Below are 19,094 nucleotides of genomic sequence, written 5' to 3'. Positions count from 1 at the left end.
AACTGAATTGAATATTTTTCATAAAATACTACGTGAATACTGGGGATATTCTGAATTCAGACCTTTACAGGAAAATATCATCAAAAGTATCTTTTCAGGAAAAGACACTTTAGGACTTATGCCTACAGGAGGAGGAAAGTCTATTACTTTTCAGGTTCCTGCTTTGGCGATGGATGGTATTTGCCTTGTTATTACCCCCCTTATTGCCCTAATGAAAGATCAGGTAGATAACCTGAAAGAAAAAGGTATAAAAGCATTATCTATATATTCAGGAATGTCTCACAATGAGATAATGATAACATTGGATAATGCGATCTTGGGCGATTACAAATTTCTTTATATATCACCTGAACGATTAGGTACACCGCTATTCCTTACTAAAATTCGGAGTATGAATGTGTGTCTTTTGGCTATTGACGAATCTCACTGTATCTCACAATGGGGATATGACTTCCGCCCGTCATATATGAATATTGCAGATATACGAAAGGAGCTCCCAAATGTTCCTGTCTTGGCACTTACAGCTACTGCAACGCCCGAAGTCACCGATGACATTCAAAACATTCTGGGATTCAAAGAAAAGAATGTTTTCAGAAAAAGCTTCGAACGAAAAAACCTATCCTATATAGTTCGTGAAAGTGATAATAAAACCGAATCACTCATAAAAATTCTATCTAAAATCAATGGAAGTGCTATTGTATATGTACGCAGTCGATTACGGACAAAAGAAATCGCTACAGAACTAATACAACAAGGACTTTCTGCCGATTTCTACCATGCCGGATTGAGTAGCGATGAGAAAACTCGTAAACAAAATGCCTGGAAGAATAACGAATGCCGGATTATAGTTTCGACTAATGCTTTCGGTATGGGAATTGACAAACCCGATGTTCGTGTTGTAGTGCATATAGACTTACCCAATTCTATCGAAGAATATTATCAAGAAGCAGGACGTGCAGGCAGAGACGAACAAAAGGCTTATGCTGTTATATTATATTCTAAAACAGATAGTACAAAACTTAAGAAACGTATTGATGATGAGTTTCCTGAACGTGAATTTGTAATACGTGTATATGAATCTCTTGCATATTTTTTTCAAATAGCCGAAGGGTTTGGTCTTAACTCAGCCTACGACTTCAGTTTACATCAATTCTGTTCCATTTATAAGTACCCTCTTATCCCGACTCATAATGCTCTAAAGATAATAGAATTGGCCGGATATATCGAATACACAGATGAAACCGATAATCAATCGAGAGTAATCTTTTCTATCTATCGGGATGAACTATATAAGTATGAGTTTTCTCCGGAATACGAGCATCTTATAAATGTAGTATTGAGATTATATACCGGTATATTCGCTGACTATGTAACTATAAATGAAGGAACAATTGCATTACATCTCAAAAAGAGCAGAACAGAAGTCTATCAGATGCTTAAAATATTGGCTAAAAAGCGAATAATAGAATACATACCTTTTAAAAAGACTCCTTTCATAATATATAAACAGCCCAGGGTTTCCATAAAATATCTGGTAATTTCTCAAACTGTATATGAAGTAAGGAAAAAGAGATTCGAGAAACGAATTAAAGGAATTACCGAATATGCCGAACGCAATGACATTTGTCGCAGTAGAATGCTGTTGAGCTATTTTGGAGAGGGCAAGAGTAAAGATTGCGGACAGTGTGACGTATGCCTTGCTAAATCTGATACAGGCCTCAATAATTACAAATTTAATGATATATCAGAAAAAATAGGACAATTAATAACTTACAAGAATTACTCTATCGATGATATAATCAATGAAATATCAGAGTATAAAGAAGAAGATATAATCAATACAATACGATTCCATCTCGACAATGAGACTTATTTTTTTGAAGACGATTACCTAAAGCACAGCAAAAAGAAAGAGTAGCTATCTAATGATACCTACTCTTTCATACTTCTATTAATATATATAATTTGTGAAAAGATGATTATTGTATACATGTGCCGTCTTCATTATAACTATAAGAAGCTTTCTCTGGTTCGTTCCATTTCTTAGTCTTTTCATTCCAATCAGAACGAGATACACTCATCACCTTGGCTCCATCATATGTATAAACCATCTTATTAGAAGGTGTCCAGCTTTTATTTGATTCATTCCATATATAAGTAACTTTAGACACAAATGCGCCTTGTTCATTCAATGTGTTTACTTTCTTTTTGAAAGGTACAAGATTGTTATTTTGAACATCTCCTTTAAAATAAGTAGTAGAAACTACATTCTCTGTCTTTTCAACATTATGATACAATACTGCATCTGAATCTGCTTTTACCACGCTAGAATTAATTGCAAATAAAAACAGAGCAACAATAACTGAAGTAAAAACATTTGCTTTCATAATGATATTTATTTAAATGATTAAACGTTTTATTTTATTATTATGACACAAATATAAGATATAAAAACCAATAAAAATATCATTATGCCACAAATATCACCAAACATGCTATTAAACATACCCACAAAAGAAAGAGAAAGAAAATATCATAACGACATTTTCTTTCTCCTATTTTTATGTAAAATTATTTTCGGTCAGCCAAAGTTGTCAAATAACAACATTTACTTTGTTAATTTATAATGCAAGTATCTTACTTGCTGTTTTTTGTCGAACTTTTGCTATTTCTCTCTCTGATTCTTCGTGATATTTTGCAGCTTGCTTATCACCCTCTTTTCTTATTCTTTCAGATTCCTTTTGAGCCTTTTTATCTGCTTCTCGATGAGCCTTATCCGAATTTTTAAGCGCTTTATTCTTTAGCTTTTCAATTTCTTTGGCTTCTTGCGATTTTAATTTTTCAATCTTCATTTGAATAACCGGATCGGTAGTAGCCTTACTTTGAGCATAAGAACCCGGAATACCTAGCATTCCGATTAAAAACATTGATAGTAACAATCTTTTCATACACATAAAATATTTAGTATTAATTACTTAACGCGTGCTTGCACTATAATTTATAAAAAAGATAGCTCACAAATCTAAAAAGAGTTATCTAATTATTGACAAAAAAAATGTTATTTTTTCAGAAATGAGTCTTTTCGACTCTTTATAAACAAAAATCTCCCATGAAAATGAATTCATGGGAGATTTTCTATATTTGTATCGAAATATATCAATAATTACCAAATAGACGAACGTTTTTCTACAGGCAAGTAAAGAGAGTCTTTTTCTGTAATGTTAAAGGCTTTGTACCATGCTTCCACATGAGGTAAAGCACCATCAACACGCCATCTGCCTAAAGCATGCGGATCTATTTTTGTTAAACGTCTGATTTCTGCATCTCTGATATTACCGGCCCAAAGATTTGCATAAGCAAGGAAGAAACGCTGTTGAGGAGTAAATCCATCAATCATTTCATTCGATTGTGCCTGTTTTGTTTTCATGAATGCATAATACGACACTTGTAAACCTCCTTGATCGGCAATATTTTCACCTAAAGTAAATTGTCCATTAGCATGTAAATCGTCCAATACTATAATATTATTGAAGTGATCTGCCAACAGTTTCGCTCTTTCTACAAAGTTAGTTGCATCCTGAGGAGTCCACCAATCGGTCATATTACCATCTTTGTCATATTTACGACCCTGGTCATCAAAACCGTGAGTCATTTCATGACCAATAACCACCCCTATTGCTCCATAGTTCACGGCATCATCAGCATCCATATAGAAGAATGGAGGTTGTAAAATACCTGCAGGGAAACATATTTCGTTAGTTGTAGGATTATAATAAGCATTTACTGTCTGAGGGGACATTAACCATTCGGAACGATCAACAGGTTTACCCAATTTACTCAACATAAAGTCGAATTCAAAGTTAGACGCACGAACAATATTTGCCCAATAGTTATCATCTTTAATCTCTAATGCAGAAACATCTCTCCATTTGTCAGGATAACCAATTTTCACGATAAATGTTCCCAATTTCTCCTGAGCTTTAGCTTTTGTTTCTTTGCTCATCCATTCTAAATTGTTGATACGTTCGCTCAACGATTCTTTCAGATTGTTTACAAGACCAAGCATACGCTCTTTGGCCTTTGGTGGAAAATATTTCTCAACATACAATTGCCCTACTTCTTCTCCCAGAGCATCATTGATTGTATTTACTGTTCTTTTCCAACGAGGCTGAATCACTTTGCTACCGCTCATCTCTTTACCATAAAATTCGAAATTTGCATTCACAAATTTATCATCCAGATATTTTGATGCAGCATTGATTAAACACCATGAAAGATAAGCTTTAGAATCTTTCACAGGTGTAGATTGTATCAATTTTACTGCTGCTGTGATAGGCTCTTTTTGAGAAACATTCAGTTCCTTTAAATCTTTAGCTCCTACAGCCGTAAAAAACTCGTTCCACTTAAATTTAGCTATCGAATCATTTAGGCTACTAACCTGCATTTTATGATAGTTTAGCTCGGGAACGCGTGTTTTTTCTTTTTCGAAATGAGATTTAGCTAATGCTGTTTCTATTTTCATAACAGCAGCTGCCGCAGCCTTAGCATCCGCTTCGGTATAACCTGCATATTTAAACTGTGTTTCCATCAGTTTAATATAGCCTTCACGCAAAGATTTAGATGTAGGATCTGTTGCCAGATAATATTCACGTTCGCCTAAGCCTAATCCGGCTTGATAGATATGAGCAATATTCATAGAACTATTCATATCGTCAGCACCTACATAGAAACCGAAAAATGGTGCAGATGTATAATGTCTGATTTTTCCCGAAAGAACAATTATATCTTCTACAGTTGAAGCTGCATTGATAGTCGCCAATTGTTCCATAATTGGGGCGGCACCATCTGTGTTCAACCTCACACTGTCCATACCCATTTTATACAAATCTCCGATCTTTTGAGCAGTAGATCCTTGCTTATTTTCGGTTTTACCCAGTTCAATAATCAGATCTTTAATTTGCTTCTGATTATTTTCTCTCAACTGATCAAACGAACCATAACGAGAATATTCGTCAGGTATAGGATTTGCATCAGCCCATCCTCCTGTAGCAAAACGATAAAAATTGCTACCGGGATTAGCTGTAGTATCCAGGTTCTCGATTTTTAATCCGTCTATCATAATTACCTCCTCCTGTGCGTTAGCTTTCTGTTTACAACCAACCGTAGTTGCTGCCGCCAGAATTGCCACCGGTAAATAATAATACAATCTATTCATATTTGTTATATTTAATACTTATTATACATATATTATAAGCTCTCGAGCATGCGTTTGATAACTGTTTGTGCCGAAATTTCACGATTGGCAGCTTCCTGAACGACGATCGATTGTGGGCTTTCGATCACATCGTCTGTTACAATCATATTACGACGAACAGGCAAACAATGCATAAAATAAGCGTTGTTTGTCAAAGCCATTTTCTCGGTAGATACTGTCCAAGCCCTGTCTTTGCTTAATATCTGACCGTAATTAGGATCAGTGTAAGCTGCCCAGTTTTTAGCATATACAAAATCAGCACCGGCTAAAGCCCTATCCTGATTGTACTCTACTTTGGCTCCACGCACAAATTTAGGATCAAGTTCATATCCTTCGGGATGGGTAATCACAAAATCAACATCAGCCTCATTCATAAAATCGACGAACGAATTGGGAACCGCTTGAGGTAATGCTTTTGGATGAGGTGCCCATGTTAACACCACTTTGGGTCGAGCAGTCTTTTTGTGCTCCTCGATAGTTATCAAGTCAGCAAAAGCTTGTAAAGGATGTCCTGTAGCCGCTTCCATACTGAAAACGGGACGCCCTGAATATTTAATGAACTGATTCAATATTTTTTCTTCGTAATCGTCTTGCTTATTTTCAAATTGAGCAAAGGCACGCACTCCTATAATATCGCAGTAACAACCCATCACAGGAATAGCTTCCAGTAAATGTTCGGTTTTATCACCATCCATTACTACCCCTCTTTCAGTTTCAAGCTTCCATGCACCTTGATTGATATCCAATACCATAGTATTCATTCCAAGATTCATTCCGGCTTTTTGCGTACTCAAACGTGTACGTAAACTGGAGTTGAAAAATACCATCAGCAGAGTTTTATTTTCTCCTAAATGCTTGTATCCAAATCTGTTTTTTTTAACTTCTAATGCTTCCTGAACGGCAGCATTCAAATCTCCTAAATCCTTGACATTTGTGTACGTTTTCATAGAACAAAATGTATATATGTATTTTTTAATATAACGTCACCTACCTGTTTATAGTCTCGGTAAGTGCCATAACCTAAACTTCTCATTATAAAAGATACGGACAAATATTACAATGGCACTTAAAAAGTCAAAGGTAATAATAAATAAAAAGACAAAACCGATCTTTTGTATCAATTTTACAGAAAAAGTAGGTAATCAAACAAATTAGCGAGAGAAGGAAATAACAACAAAACCGACCTATTATGATCTGAAAAGCGTATTTTTGTAGTCTAAAGTTTAGAACAATGAAGCATTATTTATTTCTATTGATGGCTATTGTATTTGAGATAGTAGCAACATCTTCTCTCAAAATGTCCGAACAATTCACTAAACTAATACCTAGTATTGTTACTGTTGTATGTTATATAGCTGCATTTTATTTACTGAGCCTCACTCTTAGAACCCTGCCTGTAGGAATTTCATATGCATTGTGGTCGGCCATAGGAATTGTATTTATAACTATAATAGGAATATTTGCCTTTAAGCAGATACCCGATCTTCCGGCTATAATAGGATTGGTGCTTATAATTGCCGGGGTAGTAATTATAAATGTATGGTCTAAAACGTCAGCTCATTAAAACCACATAAAGTTTCATTTCTGTGCCAAATATTCGACAGATGGTGTATTAATACTTCCGTAAGGACAACCACAAACTTTAGATGATGACTTACAGCTCATCAGTAGACTTGAAACAAAAATAATTACTAAAATCTTTTTCATAAAGAAGCTATAAATTGTACTCTTGCAAATGTAGAAATAATAATAAATACTTTTAAAGCTTATGGATTTCTTAACATGCTATACGAAAAAATCCCCGTTCTTAATGGAAGGAGCATTAGGGGAACGTCTTAAGCGAGAATTTAAACTAGTATTTGATAACGAAGTAGCAATGGCCTGTCTCATTTATACGGACGAAGGTAAAAAGGCTCTGGCTCATCTATGGGGGGAATACATTAATATAGCTAAAACATACAATCTACCGTTTATTGCAACCACTCCCACCCGACGAGCTAATAAAGAACGCATTAGCAATTCAAAATATAATAAAGATATTATTTCCGATAATGTATCTTTCCTGAAATCTATTAAAGAGAGCAGCCAGACAACCATGTTTATCGGAGGACTTATGGGATGTAAAGGCGATGCTTATCAGGCTAAAGGTTTTTTATCGACTGAAGAAGCAGAAGATTTTCATTCATGGCAAGCCAATGCATTTAAAGAATCAGAAGTCGATTTTTTATTTGCTGCAATCATGCCTACTTTACCCGAAGCTATCGGAATGGCAAAAGCTTTAGAAAAGACTAATTTACCTTATATAATTAGTTTCATGGTACGGGAAAACGGATGTCTACTAGATGGGACCTCTATTCACAATGCTATTGAGACCATAGATAAATCAACCCAACAGAATCCGGTTTGTTATATGGCTAATTGCATACATCCGAGAATTCTATATTCGGCACTGAGCAAGGAATTTAATAGAACTCCACTTGTAAAAGATCGTTTTGGAGGGATACAGGCAAATACATCACCACTTTCTCCCGAAGAGCTTGATAACTCCATCAATTTAAAATCTTCGGACCATATTGAGCTTGCCAATGAAATCATTGAATTGAATGACTTTATAAACCTGAATATCGTAGGGGGCTGTTGTGGTACGGATAATACTCATATAAGTGAGATTGCAAAGAGAATTTCAAGATAAAAAGAAGAGCAAACAACAACAAATAGGTCGGCAACCTTAAAATTTGTACTTTTGCAAATAAAATTTAGAAAAAGTGATTTCAATAGAAGGACTAACAGTAGAATTTGGAGGTCGTCCTCTTTTCGATAATATATCGTTCGTCGTAAATAAAAAAGACAGAATAGCACTTGTCGGTAAAAATGGAGCCGGCAAAAGTACTATGCTTAAAATATTTGCAGGAATACAACAACCCACACAAGGAAATGTATCTTATCCTAAGGAACTTACTATAGGCTATCTGCCACAGCATATGCAACTGAATGATGGGAATACAGTTCTCGAAGAAGCATCTCTGGCGTTTGATCATATACAACAACTCGAAGCAGAATTGGAGCAGGTGAATGAACAACTTGCCACTCGTACCGATTATGAATCGAAAGAGTATCATAATCTAATAGATCGTTCTTCATATCTCAATGAGCAGTTTCTTATGTCAGGAGGTGGTAATTTTCTGGCAGAAGTAGAAAAGACATTAATCGGGCTAGGTTTTAAACGCAGCGACTTCGAACGTCCGACAAATGAATTTAGCGGAGGATGGCGTATGCGCATCGAATTAACAAAGCTATTGCTTCGCCGTCCGGATGTATTACTGCTCGATGAGCCGACCAATCACCTCGATATTGAATCAATACAATGGTTGGAGAATTTCTTGTCAACCCATGCCAATGCTGTTATTCTAGTTTCTCATGACAGGGCTTTTCTGGACGCTGTAACCACACGCACAATAGAAATATCTCTGGGGAAAATTCACGATTATAAAGTTCATTATACCAAATATGTAGAGTTGAGAAAAGAACGCCGTGAGCAACAAATCAGGGCATATGAAAATCAACAAAAACAAATACAGGAAACAGAAGATTTTATAGAACGTTTCCGCTATAAAGCAACTAAGGCTGTACAGGTACAATCGAGAATCAAACAATTAGATAAAATAGACCGTTTGGAAGTAGACGAAGAAGATAATTCGAGTCTACGCTTAAAATTCCCACCTGCTCCCCGATCGGGTTCATATCCTGTTATTGCCGAGAATCTGGAAAAGAGTTATGGCAATCACCTCATTTTTAAAGATGCAACATTTACTATCAATAGAGGAGATAAAGTTGCTTTTGTCGGCAAAAACGGTGAAGGTAAATCGACATTGGTCAAATGTATCATGGAGGAAACCGATTTCAAAGGAAAACTGGAATTGGGACATAACGTAAAAATCGGATATTTTGCACAGAATCAAGCTTCATTATTGGACGAAAATCGTACAGTATTCGAAACGATAGATTATGTAGCAACAGGTGATATACGTACCAAAATACGTGATATACTGGGAGCTTTTATGTTTGGAGGAGAAGCTTCGGACAAAAAAGTGAAAGTCCTTTCGGGAGGAGAACGCAGCCGTCTGGCAATGATTCGCTTGTTGTTAGAACCTGTAAACCTTTTGATTCTGGATGAGCCGACCAATCACCTCGACATGAGGTCAAAGGATGTATTGAAGGACGCTATCAAAGAATTTGATGGTACAGTAATAGTTGTATCTCACGACCGTGAATTTTTAGACGGACTTGTTGATAAGGTATACGAATTTGGAAATCAACAAGTAAAAGAACACCTATACGGTATTTACGAATTTCTCCAAAAGAAGAAAATGGATACTCTACAGGAGTTGGAAGCTGTTTCGGCTGCTAAAGTTGAAGCATCCATAGCAAAAGCAAATGAGACTAGTACAGCAACTCCAGCCTCTAGTCCCTCGGAAAATAAGCTTTCATACGAAGAGCGAAAAGAATTAAATCGCCTTATCAAACGTCTCGAAAAACAGATCGCTGATATCGAGCACAAAATAGAACGGATGGAACAAGAAAAAGCATCATTAGAGGAAACCCTTGCCACTCCCAAAGGATCAAGCGATCCTACTCTATTTGAGAAACATGGTAAGATGTCAAAAGATATAGAAAACGAAATGAGTACTTGGGAACTAATCACAATGGAACTCGAAGAAATGAGAATTAAATCATAAAAAAGAGAGATCCTTTGATCTCTCTTTTTTATAGTATAAAATACTCTAATTATTTATTCTCCAGTTGTTCTATTCTCTTATTTTGTTTTTCAATTATAGATTGTTGCTCATTCAATCTCTTTTCTTGACTTATTGTATATAAAGTAAGTTCCTCTATTTTTTGAAGTAGTTTTATTTGAAATTCATTCATACTAAGACCATTTTCCTGCATTTGTTTTTCAGAGGGAATTTCTGGTAAATGCTTGTTTTCTTTAACAAAAGCTTCAACTTCTGATAGTGGTTTTAACTCATAGTCAGGATTAAAAACGTAGTCAGCACCTGATAATACTTGAACCTTAACTTCCGATGCAGAGATTGTCCCACGTACATCCAGTTTAGCTTGCGGATCCTCAGTTCCAATACCTACGTCTCCACTCGCTGCAATATGCATCCGCACATAAGGTGTTGAACTTGCCCATGTTGTCAAAAACTGAAGGCAATTATCCCACGAACCACCTCTATAGGCTCTAATTACTGATTTTCCTGCTGATGCAAACTCAAAACTTATGTCTCTTTGACCTGCTTTCCCAAATGGACTGTTAGGTCCCTTTATTATTAATTTGGGCATAATCGAACCATCATAAGAACCTAAACTCACATTACCGTTTACATCAAGCTCACATTCTGGGTTTTCCGTTCCAACACCAACTCTACCCCCAAAAACATTTTTATAAGGAACCTGCTTTTGTTGAGTCCCGGCTAGAGGAGAATCAACAACAGTCCATCCTTGAAAATATTCGGACTTTTCATTCATTCCCTGAGCAAAAGCGCTCACAGTAAATCTTTGATAAAAAATTTTCTGATCTAAAAAAATAACGACCTTACCATTTTCGTTACTCAACCAAATATTAGGAGCTGTACCTCCTGAACTAGATGCCGTAGGAACATAGAACTGATTATCATAAATATACCATGCTATATCTAAATTAATTGTGGAAACTGATGCAATATGTGCTGTATAATTATAGCCTTCAATTCTAATTGTCGGCATTTGGCTACTATTCGTAAAAGGCAAATTAGTTTTAATCTTCACACCATAAGTTGGTGTTCCATTAAAGTTATAATTCACTATATTAGAATAGTTTTGGCTAAAAGCATAAAGTCCACTTATAAAAAAGAGGAGAAAAAAAGAAAAGAGTCGAATTTTCATAGTTTGTTATTTTTCATTATTTTTCATAAACATTTCGAAAACAAAATTAATAAAAATTCATCTTTTTTCAGAACACACCAACCCCATTATACCAAAATACATTCATATACATTAACAATTATCCTTACAATTGTAGTAAACTAATGATTTAACTTTAGACCCAATAAAAACAACTAACAGAAAAAATGAAAAAAGGTGTAAAAAAAGGTTTGATAATAGGAGGCGGAGTTTTCGTGCTGCTTCTTGCAATTATGATTTCAATTCCATTTCTTTTTAAAGATAAGATCAAAGATGCGGTGATTGATGCTGCTAATAAAAATTTAAATGCAGAACTACATGTAAAGGATTTTGGAGTCAGTATTTTTTCAAATTTCCCCAATATAACACTATCTCTTGAAGATATGTCTCTTAGCGGGATAGGTGATTTTGCAGGAGATACCTTAGTAAGAGCCAAATCAGCGAATGTTACTTTGAATATAATGCAAGTATTGAAGGGAAACTACGAAGTATCAAAAATCAATATGAACGGAGCAGTTGTATATGCCAAGGTATTAACTGACGGGCGGGTCAATTGGGGCATCGTTAAAGTAGATTCAGCAGAAGTTACTCCAACCGCCGATAATAATAAAGAAGGAAGCTCCTCTTCATTTAATCTCAAGTTACAAAAAGTATCTTTGGATAATTGTCAACTAACCTATGATGATCAGCAATCCAATATGAAAGTTATATTAAACAATTGGAATGGTGAAGTATCAGGCGACTTTAGTGCAAATAACACGACTCTGAAGACAAAATCGACCATTGGCGAAGTATCATTTATTATGGATGGAATACCTTATCTGTCTAAAATAAAAGGATTGGCAAATGCAACTATTGATGCTGATATGGAAAAAATCAAGTTTACATTTGTAGAAAGCGACCTACAATTAAATGACGTAAAAGCGTCTATTGACGGTTCTTTAGCAATGGTAGGTGAAGAAGGGATGGATTTTGACCTGAAACTGAAAGCTCCCGAAACACAATTTAAAGACATTCTGTCGATACTTCCGGCTATGTATACCGAAGATTTTAAAGACATCAAAACCTCGGGCACAGCTTCTATGGATGGATTTATAAAAGGCCTGATGCAAGGTGAACAATATCCGGCGTTTGACTTCAAACTACTCATCAATAATGCCATGTTTCAATATCCATCATTACCCAAATCGGTTGATAATATTAATGTGGAAATGGCTATCAGTAATAAAGGCGGTTCTTTTGATAATACAATCATCGACATCAGTAAATTTAATTTTACGATGGCAGGCAATCCATTCGCTGCCAGCCTGAACATTCAGACTCCAATGAGTGATCCCAACCTCAAAGCTCATATGAAGGGAATAATTGATTTAGCAGTGATCAAAGAAGTATATCCTCTAGATAAAGGAACGGAACTAAACGGAAAGCTTACTGCGGACCTTGATATCGCAGCACGAATGTCGGCTATTGAGAAAGAGCAATATCAAAATGTACATGCAAGTGGAGCTTTGAAAATGAATAACATGATTTACAAATCCAGCGATATGCAAGATATTGTTATCAATAATGCAGAGCTAGGATTCACACCACAATATGTGAACCTATCGTCATTGGATGTGAAAATCGGAAAGAATGATATCTCAGCAACAGGACGTCTCGAAAATTTCATTGCCTATGCTCTAAAAGATCAAACATTAAAAGGGCAGCTTTCTCTAAAATCGAATTACTTCAATCTCAACGATTTTATGGGGGAAAGTACAGTCGCAGCCAGTGGGAATCAACAGAATCCTACAGATGCAACTCCAACAACATCATCAAATCAATCTTCTGAAAACTTTGTAGTTCCAACAAATCTAAACTTTGCACTAAATGCAGATATGAAGCATGTTATATACGGAAAAGTCGATATTACCAACCTAAAAGGAGCTATAACTGTAAAAGACGGTACAATAACCATGCAGGATGTAACAGGAAATGCCTTAGGTGGAACAGCCAAAGTTACGGGATCATACAGTACAGCTATCGATCCTAAAAATCCGAAAGTAACATTGAATGCAAATATCAATAAAGCTTCTTTCGCCGAAACATTCAAGTCCGTAGAATCTATTCAGAAATTTGCACCTGTTTTTGATAAAGTATTGGGGAATTATTCAATGAGTATGAATATGAATGCATCGATGAGTGACAACTTATTGCAAATGCTAAGCAGACTAACCGCCAGTGGCGTTTTACAAGCTAATGATGTGCAAGTAGAAGGTGTAGAGGCTTTAAACAAATTATCATCAAGTCTCAAAACTGATGCTCTTAAATCATTCTCGGCAAAAGATGTAAGTATTCCATTTAGCATCAACGATGGTAAAATTAATACAAAACCATTCAGTATTGGTATAGGAGACGGAGGAAAGCTAAATCTTGAAGGCACAACAGGACTAGACCAGTCTATCAATTATAAGGGCTCCATTACCTTACCGAAATCAATGGCAAATGCTTATTTAAGCAATATTCCTATTACTATAGGAGGTACATTTAGCGACCCTAAAATTGGAGTTGATACCAAAAGCCTCATAGGAAATCTATTAACAGGCGATACAGTCGGTAAGTTATTAGGAGGAAGTGCAAGCGATAAACAAGAGGATCTAACAGCTAAAGCCGGAGAAGAAAAAGCAAAACAAATCCAAAAACTTCGCGATGATGCTAAAACAGCCAATGATAAATTAGTAGAGGAAGCACAAAAACGGGGACAACAACTTGTTAGTGCTGCCGAACCTAAAGGAGCATTAGCTAAACTTGCTGCACAAAAAGCGGCAGAGCAACTTGTATCAGAAGCAAAAAAGAATGGCAAAAAATTTACTGATGAGGCTGAAGTACAAATCAAGAAACTAGAAGCTCAATAATACATCTTCCCTATTTATTACTTTGAAAAGTATGGTAAGAAATCGATACTTATCGCAAATTGAAAAGTCAGTAAATATAGAAGAGTCATAATATTTTAATGAATTGATATACAAATTATAAAAAGATGAAAAAGATTATTTTATTATTCGTGAGTGTTGTATTGCTATCATCATGTAATAACGCTTCAAAAGAACAAAAGGCTGATAAACAAACAACCGACAGCACAACTGTATCTACAAATACAGCCGATGTCGCAAATAAAAGTTTCGATGAATTATTTAAAGCTATTGATGCAAAAGATATCGATCAGAATATATTCAAATTATTAGGTGAAAACTACTCTGTAATTACTGCCGGAACGGATAGTATATATAATTCGATGACTGCCAGCTGGGGTGGATGGGGAAGATTATATGAAAAACAGGTTGCTTGGTGTACGCTGAATGCAGGGCGTTATACCTTAGAATTAATAAAGAAAGAGGGAAGATATACTTTTTCCTTTTTTGATGATGCATACAAGGATCAAGTACTCTTCTTAGGTAGTAAAACGGGTCGTGATTCTGACAAAATGAAAGAATTGAAATTAACTAAAGTGGATACTCCTTCCGGAAATATAACTTACAAAGAAGCCTTTCTTGTTTTAGAATGTAAATTAATACAACAGTCTACAATTAATCCTGCTGACGCGAAAGAAGTTGAGGATAAAAAATTCTTAGAAGATGCAAAGAAAAGCGGTAAAGGATATCACCAGTTGTTAATAGGAGATATAACTAAGGTTTGGTTACGAAAATAACCTATTTGTTAAACAACAGGGAGCAAACCAAAGACAACCACTTGACAATAAGCAATATATTCATAATTGTGAAAAAATGGAGCATTAATTTGATATTTGTATGATAAAATTTATTAATTTTGCAAAGCAATTTGTCAAATGACACATTAAGCTCTTAACAGGACAATTTAATAGGTTATTCAATTTTCAAATTATTTAAAATAAAACAATTATGAATTTCAATTACTTTTTAGACGCAGTAAAAAACAAATATGCTGATTTTAACGGCAGAGCAAGAAGACAAGAATACTGGATGTATATCCTTGTTTATATTATCCTAGCTATTGTTGCTGGTATTATTGACAGTATCATCGGAATGCAAATCGTAGGTAGTATCTTAGGTTTAGCATTACTAGTACCTAGTTTAGCCGTAGGTGTAAGAAGACTACACGATATTAGCAAAAGCGGTTGGTTTTTACTACTTGGTATCGTTCCAATTGCAAACTTTTATCTTCTTTATCTTTTAGTTCAGGACGGAACTCCAGGATCAAACGAGTATGGAGCCAATCCTAAAGAAGTATCAAATATCTAAACCATATGGTTTAAAATATTGAAGAAATATGTAAAAAGCCCCTTTTAAAAAGGGGCTTTTTCTGTATTATGACTGTATATAGTGTAACTAAATTTACACTGCTAATTAAAAACCAATAGGAAATGTAATTAGTGAAAGCATTTTCAATACTTAAAAAGACACATTGAAACACAACAAAAGAAAGTGACTCGTTGTTAATATATAAACTAAATTATAAACAATTATGGCTCGTAATTTTAAAGAAACAATTAAACATCGCAGAACTTATTATTCAATAAGTAACACTTCTCCAATCTCAGACAAAGAAATACAAGAAATTGTGGAATATGCAGTACTACATGTACCATCCGCATTCAATTCTCAATCAACAAGGGCTGTTTTATTACTCGGAGAAAATCACCTTAAACTATGGAGTATTGTAAAAGAAACATTGAGAAAAATTGTACCTGAAAAGAGTTTCAAAGCAACAGAAGATAAAATTGATGGTTGTTTTGCAGCAGGGTATGGAACAATCTTATATTTCGAAGACCAGGCAGTAGTAGAAGGCTTACAAAAACAATTTCCATCATACAACGATAATTTCCCTAAATGGTCACAACACACTGCTGGAATGCATCAATTTGCCATATGGAATATGTTAGAAGATGCCGGATTAGGAGCTTCATTACAACATTATAATCCATTAATAGACGAAGAAGTTGCTAAAACATGGAATCTGGATTCTAACTGGAAACTAATAGCTCAAATGCCATTTGGTACTCCTCTTCAAGAACCGGGAGAAAAAGAATTCTCACCTTTGGACAAAAGAGTATTGGTATTTAAATAAGGTTTCATATCTTTTAGAATAACATATAATCACAAAAGAAAGCCTCTTAATCGGGACTTTCTTTTTTTATAATCATTTACGAGTATACTTAAAACGACGCCATAAAGTAACACCTCCCAAAATCAAGATGATAGAACATAAAGGAAATAGTATATTTAAAATTGTATATTTAGTTCTACTCTCGTAAATTAGTCTCTTATCCAATAAATTCAACTTCTGTGTTTTCGAGCGAAGTTCCATCCAACCATCATCATTTGCAAGCCAGTTAATTGCATTGATAATAAAATCTCTATTGCCGTATCTGCGTCCTGATATCCGATCATACCCCATAGGCAACACTTCGGAATCATCGCCCTCCCCTATTATTTCATTCTTTATAATATCGGACGAGCCTACAACAATCATTTTAGTATCTACACTCTCGATCTGCATTTTGTGATTTTGCTGATTGACACTATCGGGTATTAGCCGATTATTGAAAGCGGATTGAAATTTACCTTCCAACGCCACAGCAATCGGAAGAAATGAATCTTTAAAGTAGTTTGCATCCGATTGAATATGTTCTACATCAAAAGTTATCATTTCCGGTACAGGAATAATACGACTATGTTGAGAAGTTGTCAAAAGAATATTTTTAGCTGCCAACTTCGATTTATTTAATAAATCAATACTACTCACAAATGCAGCTTTTACGTCTGTAATGTCTTTAGTTATTATATTGTCAAACGATGGCAGCAACAAAGGTGAATAATACCAAGGAATACTTACAGGTTGTGCATCTGAATGGTTTTGCACTAATATTTGCGAGGACTGAGAATCTTGTACAAAATTAGGCTCTATACGAACCCCATAAGTAAAAAGAAGATCATCCAGAGCTACCTCATTCTTCATACTGGCAGATTGTCCTTTATTAGCCAAGTCGTCTAAAGAAACATAAGCTCCGTCAATGAGCCAGAGAATACGCCCGCCCTTCATCAAATATTGGTCTAGAATATACTTTTCAGTTTCCGAATATCGTTGTGTAGGTCCTGCAATAATAACCACCTTGAAATCATCTAACACAGATGGGTCGTTTCCTATTTGTCCCCTATTAACAAAGAAATACTTCGCCAAAGCTTCTTCGGCATCATACACATAAGCACGAGGTAATTCTCCGTGTCCCTCTATAAAAGCAATAGCCTGAGGTTCACTTCTCAATAAGAGGCGTAAAGCATCTACAAATTGAAACTCAAGATTAACGATAGAAGCTGTCAAATTTTCTTCTGCAGTATTCCCTTTTATATTCTTTAATAAAGGGACTTGCAGAGTATCTTGATTCACAATCACTTCCGCATAAGGATAAATCAGTTGTTTACTAACCTTTCCATCCCTATCAACTTCATTGAGCATAACCGATGGCATTTCATGCTTAGCCATATATTCAGGAAGTTCTTCTCTTGAAATATGCAGTGATGAAGGATCAATAAAAGAAATATCCATTTTATAATCTGCATAACGATTCAGATCAATTAAGAATTGATTTGTAGCATTCCGCAGACGCTGAAAACCATAATTCAAGTTTCCCTCCAGATACACATTTATTTTTACTTTAGCAGTACTATTATCTGCAATCGTAGAAACGAGTTCCTTCGAATAATCACCAATTGTATACCTTTTATCCAGAGTTAGATCAAGCTGAGTATTTGGCAAGAAAAGTATTATAATATTAAGTCCTAAAAGACCTATTCCAAAAGTCAATAGTCTTTTTTTTACATTTTTATTGTTAAGGGTCAGAATACAAATAGTTATCAAATATGCAATAAGAATATAATTAATAAATATCCATATATTACCAATCGTAACAACTCCTCTTTGTATTTGTATTATATGATGGTACAAGCCGCATGAAGCAATAAATACCCTAGTACTTCCCGTTTGGAATATGGTACTCAACAAGTCGAAACCAAAATATACTATAAAGTTTAAAAGCAAAGCTAGTATAAATGATACAATTTGATTCTGTGAAAGAGATGAAGCAAATATCCCCAGAGCGATAAAAACTCCTGACAAACATATTAATGACACATACGATAAAAGTATAACCCCAATATCAAGAGTTCCGACCGAATTACTTAGAGCTGATAAAGTATAAACATATATGAGAGTGGGTAATATCACTATAATCACAAAAATTAAAGCAGATATCCATTTACTCCATACAATTCGGGAAACGCTTATAGGACGCGAACGAAGCATATCTAAAGTACGAGTCCGCTTTTCTTCAGCAATAAGACGCATAGTTAATGCAGGAATAAGAAGTAAAAGAAGTATAGATGAAAGACTAAAGAATTTATCTAAACTAGCATAACCAATATCCAGAATATTGAAATTACCCTCAAAAAGCCAAAGCATTAATCCGTTTGCAAGTAAAAAAATCAGTGCAAAAAATAATCCTATACCTGAGCATAGTATTGAAATCAATTCTTTTCGTATCAAAACTCTCATCCGAAATCTACCTTTTAAACATTACTTGCTACCTATCCGCTATTCTAAATATTGACTATCAACAATAATATCTCAGAACCTTATAGCCACAAAGATATACAATCGATAAACTATAATGATGCCTTTTTGTTATGTATAGAAGTTAAATCTAAAGAAATATTACTATATCTTTGTAATTAGCCAATTTAGTACAATAAAATAATTATTAGTAATTAATAGAGGTTACCAATTAAGTCTGATACCTCGTTTAATATATGCGAATAAAATCCGGAGTAAAAATAAGCCTTTTATCTTTATTAGTTATTTTAATAATAACAATTGGCATTGT

At 34.9% G+C, this 19,094-nt stretch carries 14 protein-coding genes; 8 read left to right on the top strand and 6 right to left on the bottom strand.

Annotated elements, in window-relative coordinates; all coding sequences use genetic code 11:
* Positions 1 to 7: 7 nt before the first annotated feature.
* Positions 8 to 1,918, top strand: coding sequence for an ATP-dependent DNA helicase RecQ (locus tag G7051_RS14985; protein WP_166201507.1), 1,911 nt, complete (start codon positions 8 to 10; stop codon positions 1,916 to 1,918).
* A 61-nt stretch (positions 1,919 to 1,979) separates the two neighbouring features.
* On the opposite strand, the gene G7051_RS14980 is transcribed toward G7051_RS14985, so the two are convergent.
* The 4 genes from G7051_RS14980 to G7051_RS14965 form a co-directional block, all read right to left on the bottom strand.
* Positions 1,980 to 2,387, bottom strand: a complete 408-nt coding sequence (locus tag G7051_RS14980) for a DUF3836 domain-containing protein (RefSeq protein WP_166116711.1) — start codon at positions 2,385 to 2,387, stop codon at positions 1,980 to 1,982.
* Between the two features lie 234 nt (positions 2,388 to 2,621).
* Positions 2,622 to 2,948: a hypothetical protein gene (locus G7051_RS14975; RefSeq protein WP_166201505.1), complete on the bottom strand. Its 327-nt coding sequence runs from the start codon at positions 2,946 to 2,948 to the stop codon at positions 2,622 to 2,624.
* A 215-nt stretch (positions 2,949 to 3,163) separates the two neighbouring features.
* Positions 3,164 to 5,215, bottom strand: a complete 2,052-nt coding sequence (locus tag G7051_RS14970; RefSeq protein ID WP_166201503.1) for a M13 family metallopeptidase — start codon at positions 5,213 to 5,215, stop codon at positions 3,164 to 3,166.
* A gap of 32 nt (positions 5,216 to 5,247) precedes the next feature.
* Positions 5,248 to 6,201 (bottom strand): N-acetylornithine carbamoyltransferase, encoded by a 954-nt coding sequence (locus G7051_RS14965; protein WP_166201501.1) that lies wholly within the window; start codon positions 6,199 to 6,201, stop codon positions 5,248 to 5,250.
* A gap of 284 nt (positions 6,202 to 6,485) precedes the next feature.
* Here G7051_RS14965 and G7051_RS14960 point away from each other — a divergent pair, with 284 nt between their 5' ends.
* The 3 genes from G7051_RS14960 to G7051_RS14950 all read left to right on the top strand — a co-directional run bounded on the left by G7051_RS14960 (position 6,486) and on the right by G7051_RS14950 (position 9,990).
* On the top strand, positions 6,486 to 6,818 hold the full coding sequence (locus G7051_RS14960) for a multidrug efflux SMR transporter (protein ID WP_166201499.1): 333 nt from the start codon (positions 6,486 to 6,488) through the stop codon (positions 6,816 to 6,818).
* Between the two features lie 246 nt (positions 6,819 to 7,064).
* Positions 7,065 to 7,946 carry a homocysteine S-methyltransferase family protein gene (locus G7051_RS14955; protein ID WP_221412916.1) on the top strand — a complete coding sequence of 294 codons (882 nt, stop codon included), beginning with the start codon at positions 7,065 to 7,067 and terminating at the stop codon, positions 7,944 to 7,946.
* Positions 7,947 to 8,019: 73 nt separating this feature from the next.
* Positions 8,020 to 9,990 (top strand): ABC-F family ATP-binding cassette domain-containing protein, encoded by a 1,971-nt coding sequence (locus tag G7051_RS14950; RefSeq protein WP_166201495.1) that lies wholly within the window; start codon positions 8,020 to 8,022, stop codon positions 9,988 to 9,990.
* 49 nt (positions 9,991 to 10,039) lie between these two features.
* Here the strand turns inward: G7051_RS14950 and G7051_RS14945 are convergent, their stop codons facing one another.
* Entirely contained in the window at positions 10,040 to 11,179 is a 1,140-nt protein-coding gene (locus G7051_RS14945; RefSeq protein WP_166201493.1) for a hypothetical protein, read from the bottom strand.
* Positions 11,180 to 11,364: 185 nt separating this feature from the next.
* On the opposite strand from G7051_RS14945, the gene G7051_RS14940 reads away from it, so the two are divergent.
* The 4 genes from G7051_RS14940 (at position 11,365) to G7051_RS14925 (ending at position 16,282) form a co-directional block, all read left to right on the top strand.
* Complete coding sequence (locus tag G7051_RS14940; protein ID WP_166201491.1) at positions 11,365 to 14,091, top strand: AsmA-like C-terminal region-containing protein; 2,727 nt, start codon at positions 11,365 to 11,367, stop codon at positions 14,089 to 14,091.
* A 125-nt stretch (positions 14,092 to 14,216) separates the two neighbouring features.
* Complete coding sequence (locus G7051_RS14935) at positions 14,217 to 14,885, top strand: flavin reductase family protein (protein WP_166201489.1); 669 nt, start codon at positions 14,217 to 14,219, stop codon at positions 14,883 to 14,885.
* A 211-nt stretch (positions 14,886 to 15,096) separates the two neighbouring features.
* Entirely contained in the window at positions 15,097 to 15,456 is a 360-nt protein-coding gene (locus tag G7051_RS14930) for a DUF805 domain-containing protein (protein ID WP_166116692.1), read from the top strand.
* A gap of 223 nt (positions 15,457 to 15,679) precedes the next feature.
* Complete coding sequence (locus G7051_RS14925) at positions 15,680 to 16,282, top strand: nitroreductase family protein (RefSeq protein ID WP_166201487.1); 603 nt, start codon at positions 15,680 to 15,682, stop codon at positions 16,280 to 16,282.
* 72 nt (positions 16,283 to 16,354) lie between these two features.
* Here the strand turns inward: G7051_RS14925 and gldG are convergent, their stop codons facing one another.
* Entirely contained in the window at positions 16,355 to 18,766 is a 2,412-nt protein-coding gene (gene gldG, locus G7051_RS14920) for a gliding motility-associated ABC transporter substrate-binding protein GldG (protein ID WP_166201485.1), read from the bottom strand.
* Between the last annotated feature and the right edge of the window lie 328 nt (positions 18,767 to 19,094).

It is taken from the genome of Dysgonomonas sp. HDW5B (assembly GCF_011299335.1).
Classification (GTDB): Bacteria; Bacteroidota; Bacteroidia; order Bacteroidales; family Dysgonomonadaceae; genus Dysgonomonas_A.
The sequence above is the reverse complement of the archived record's forward strand: the minus strand, read 5'-3'. Positions and strand labels throughout refer to the sequence as shown.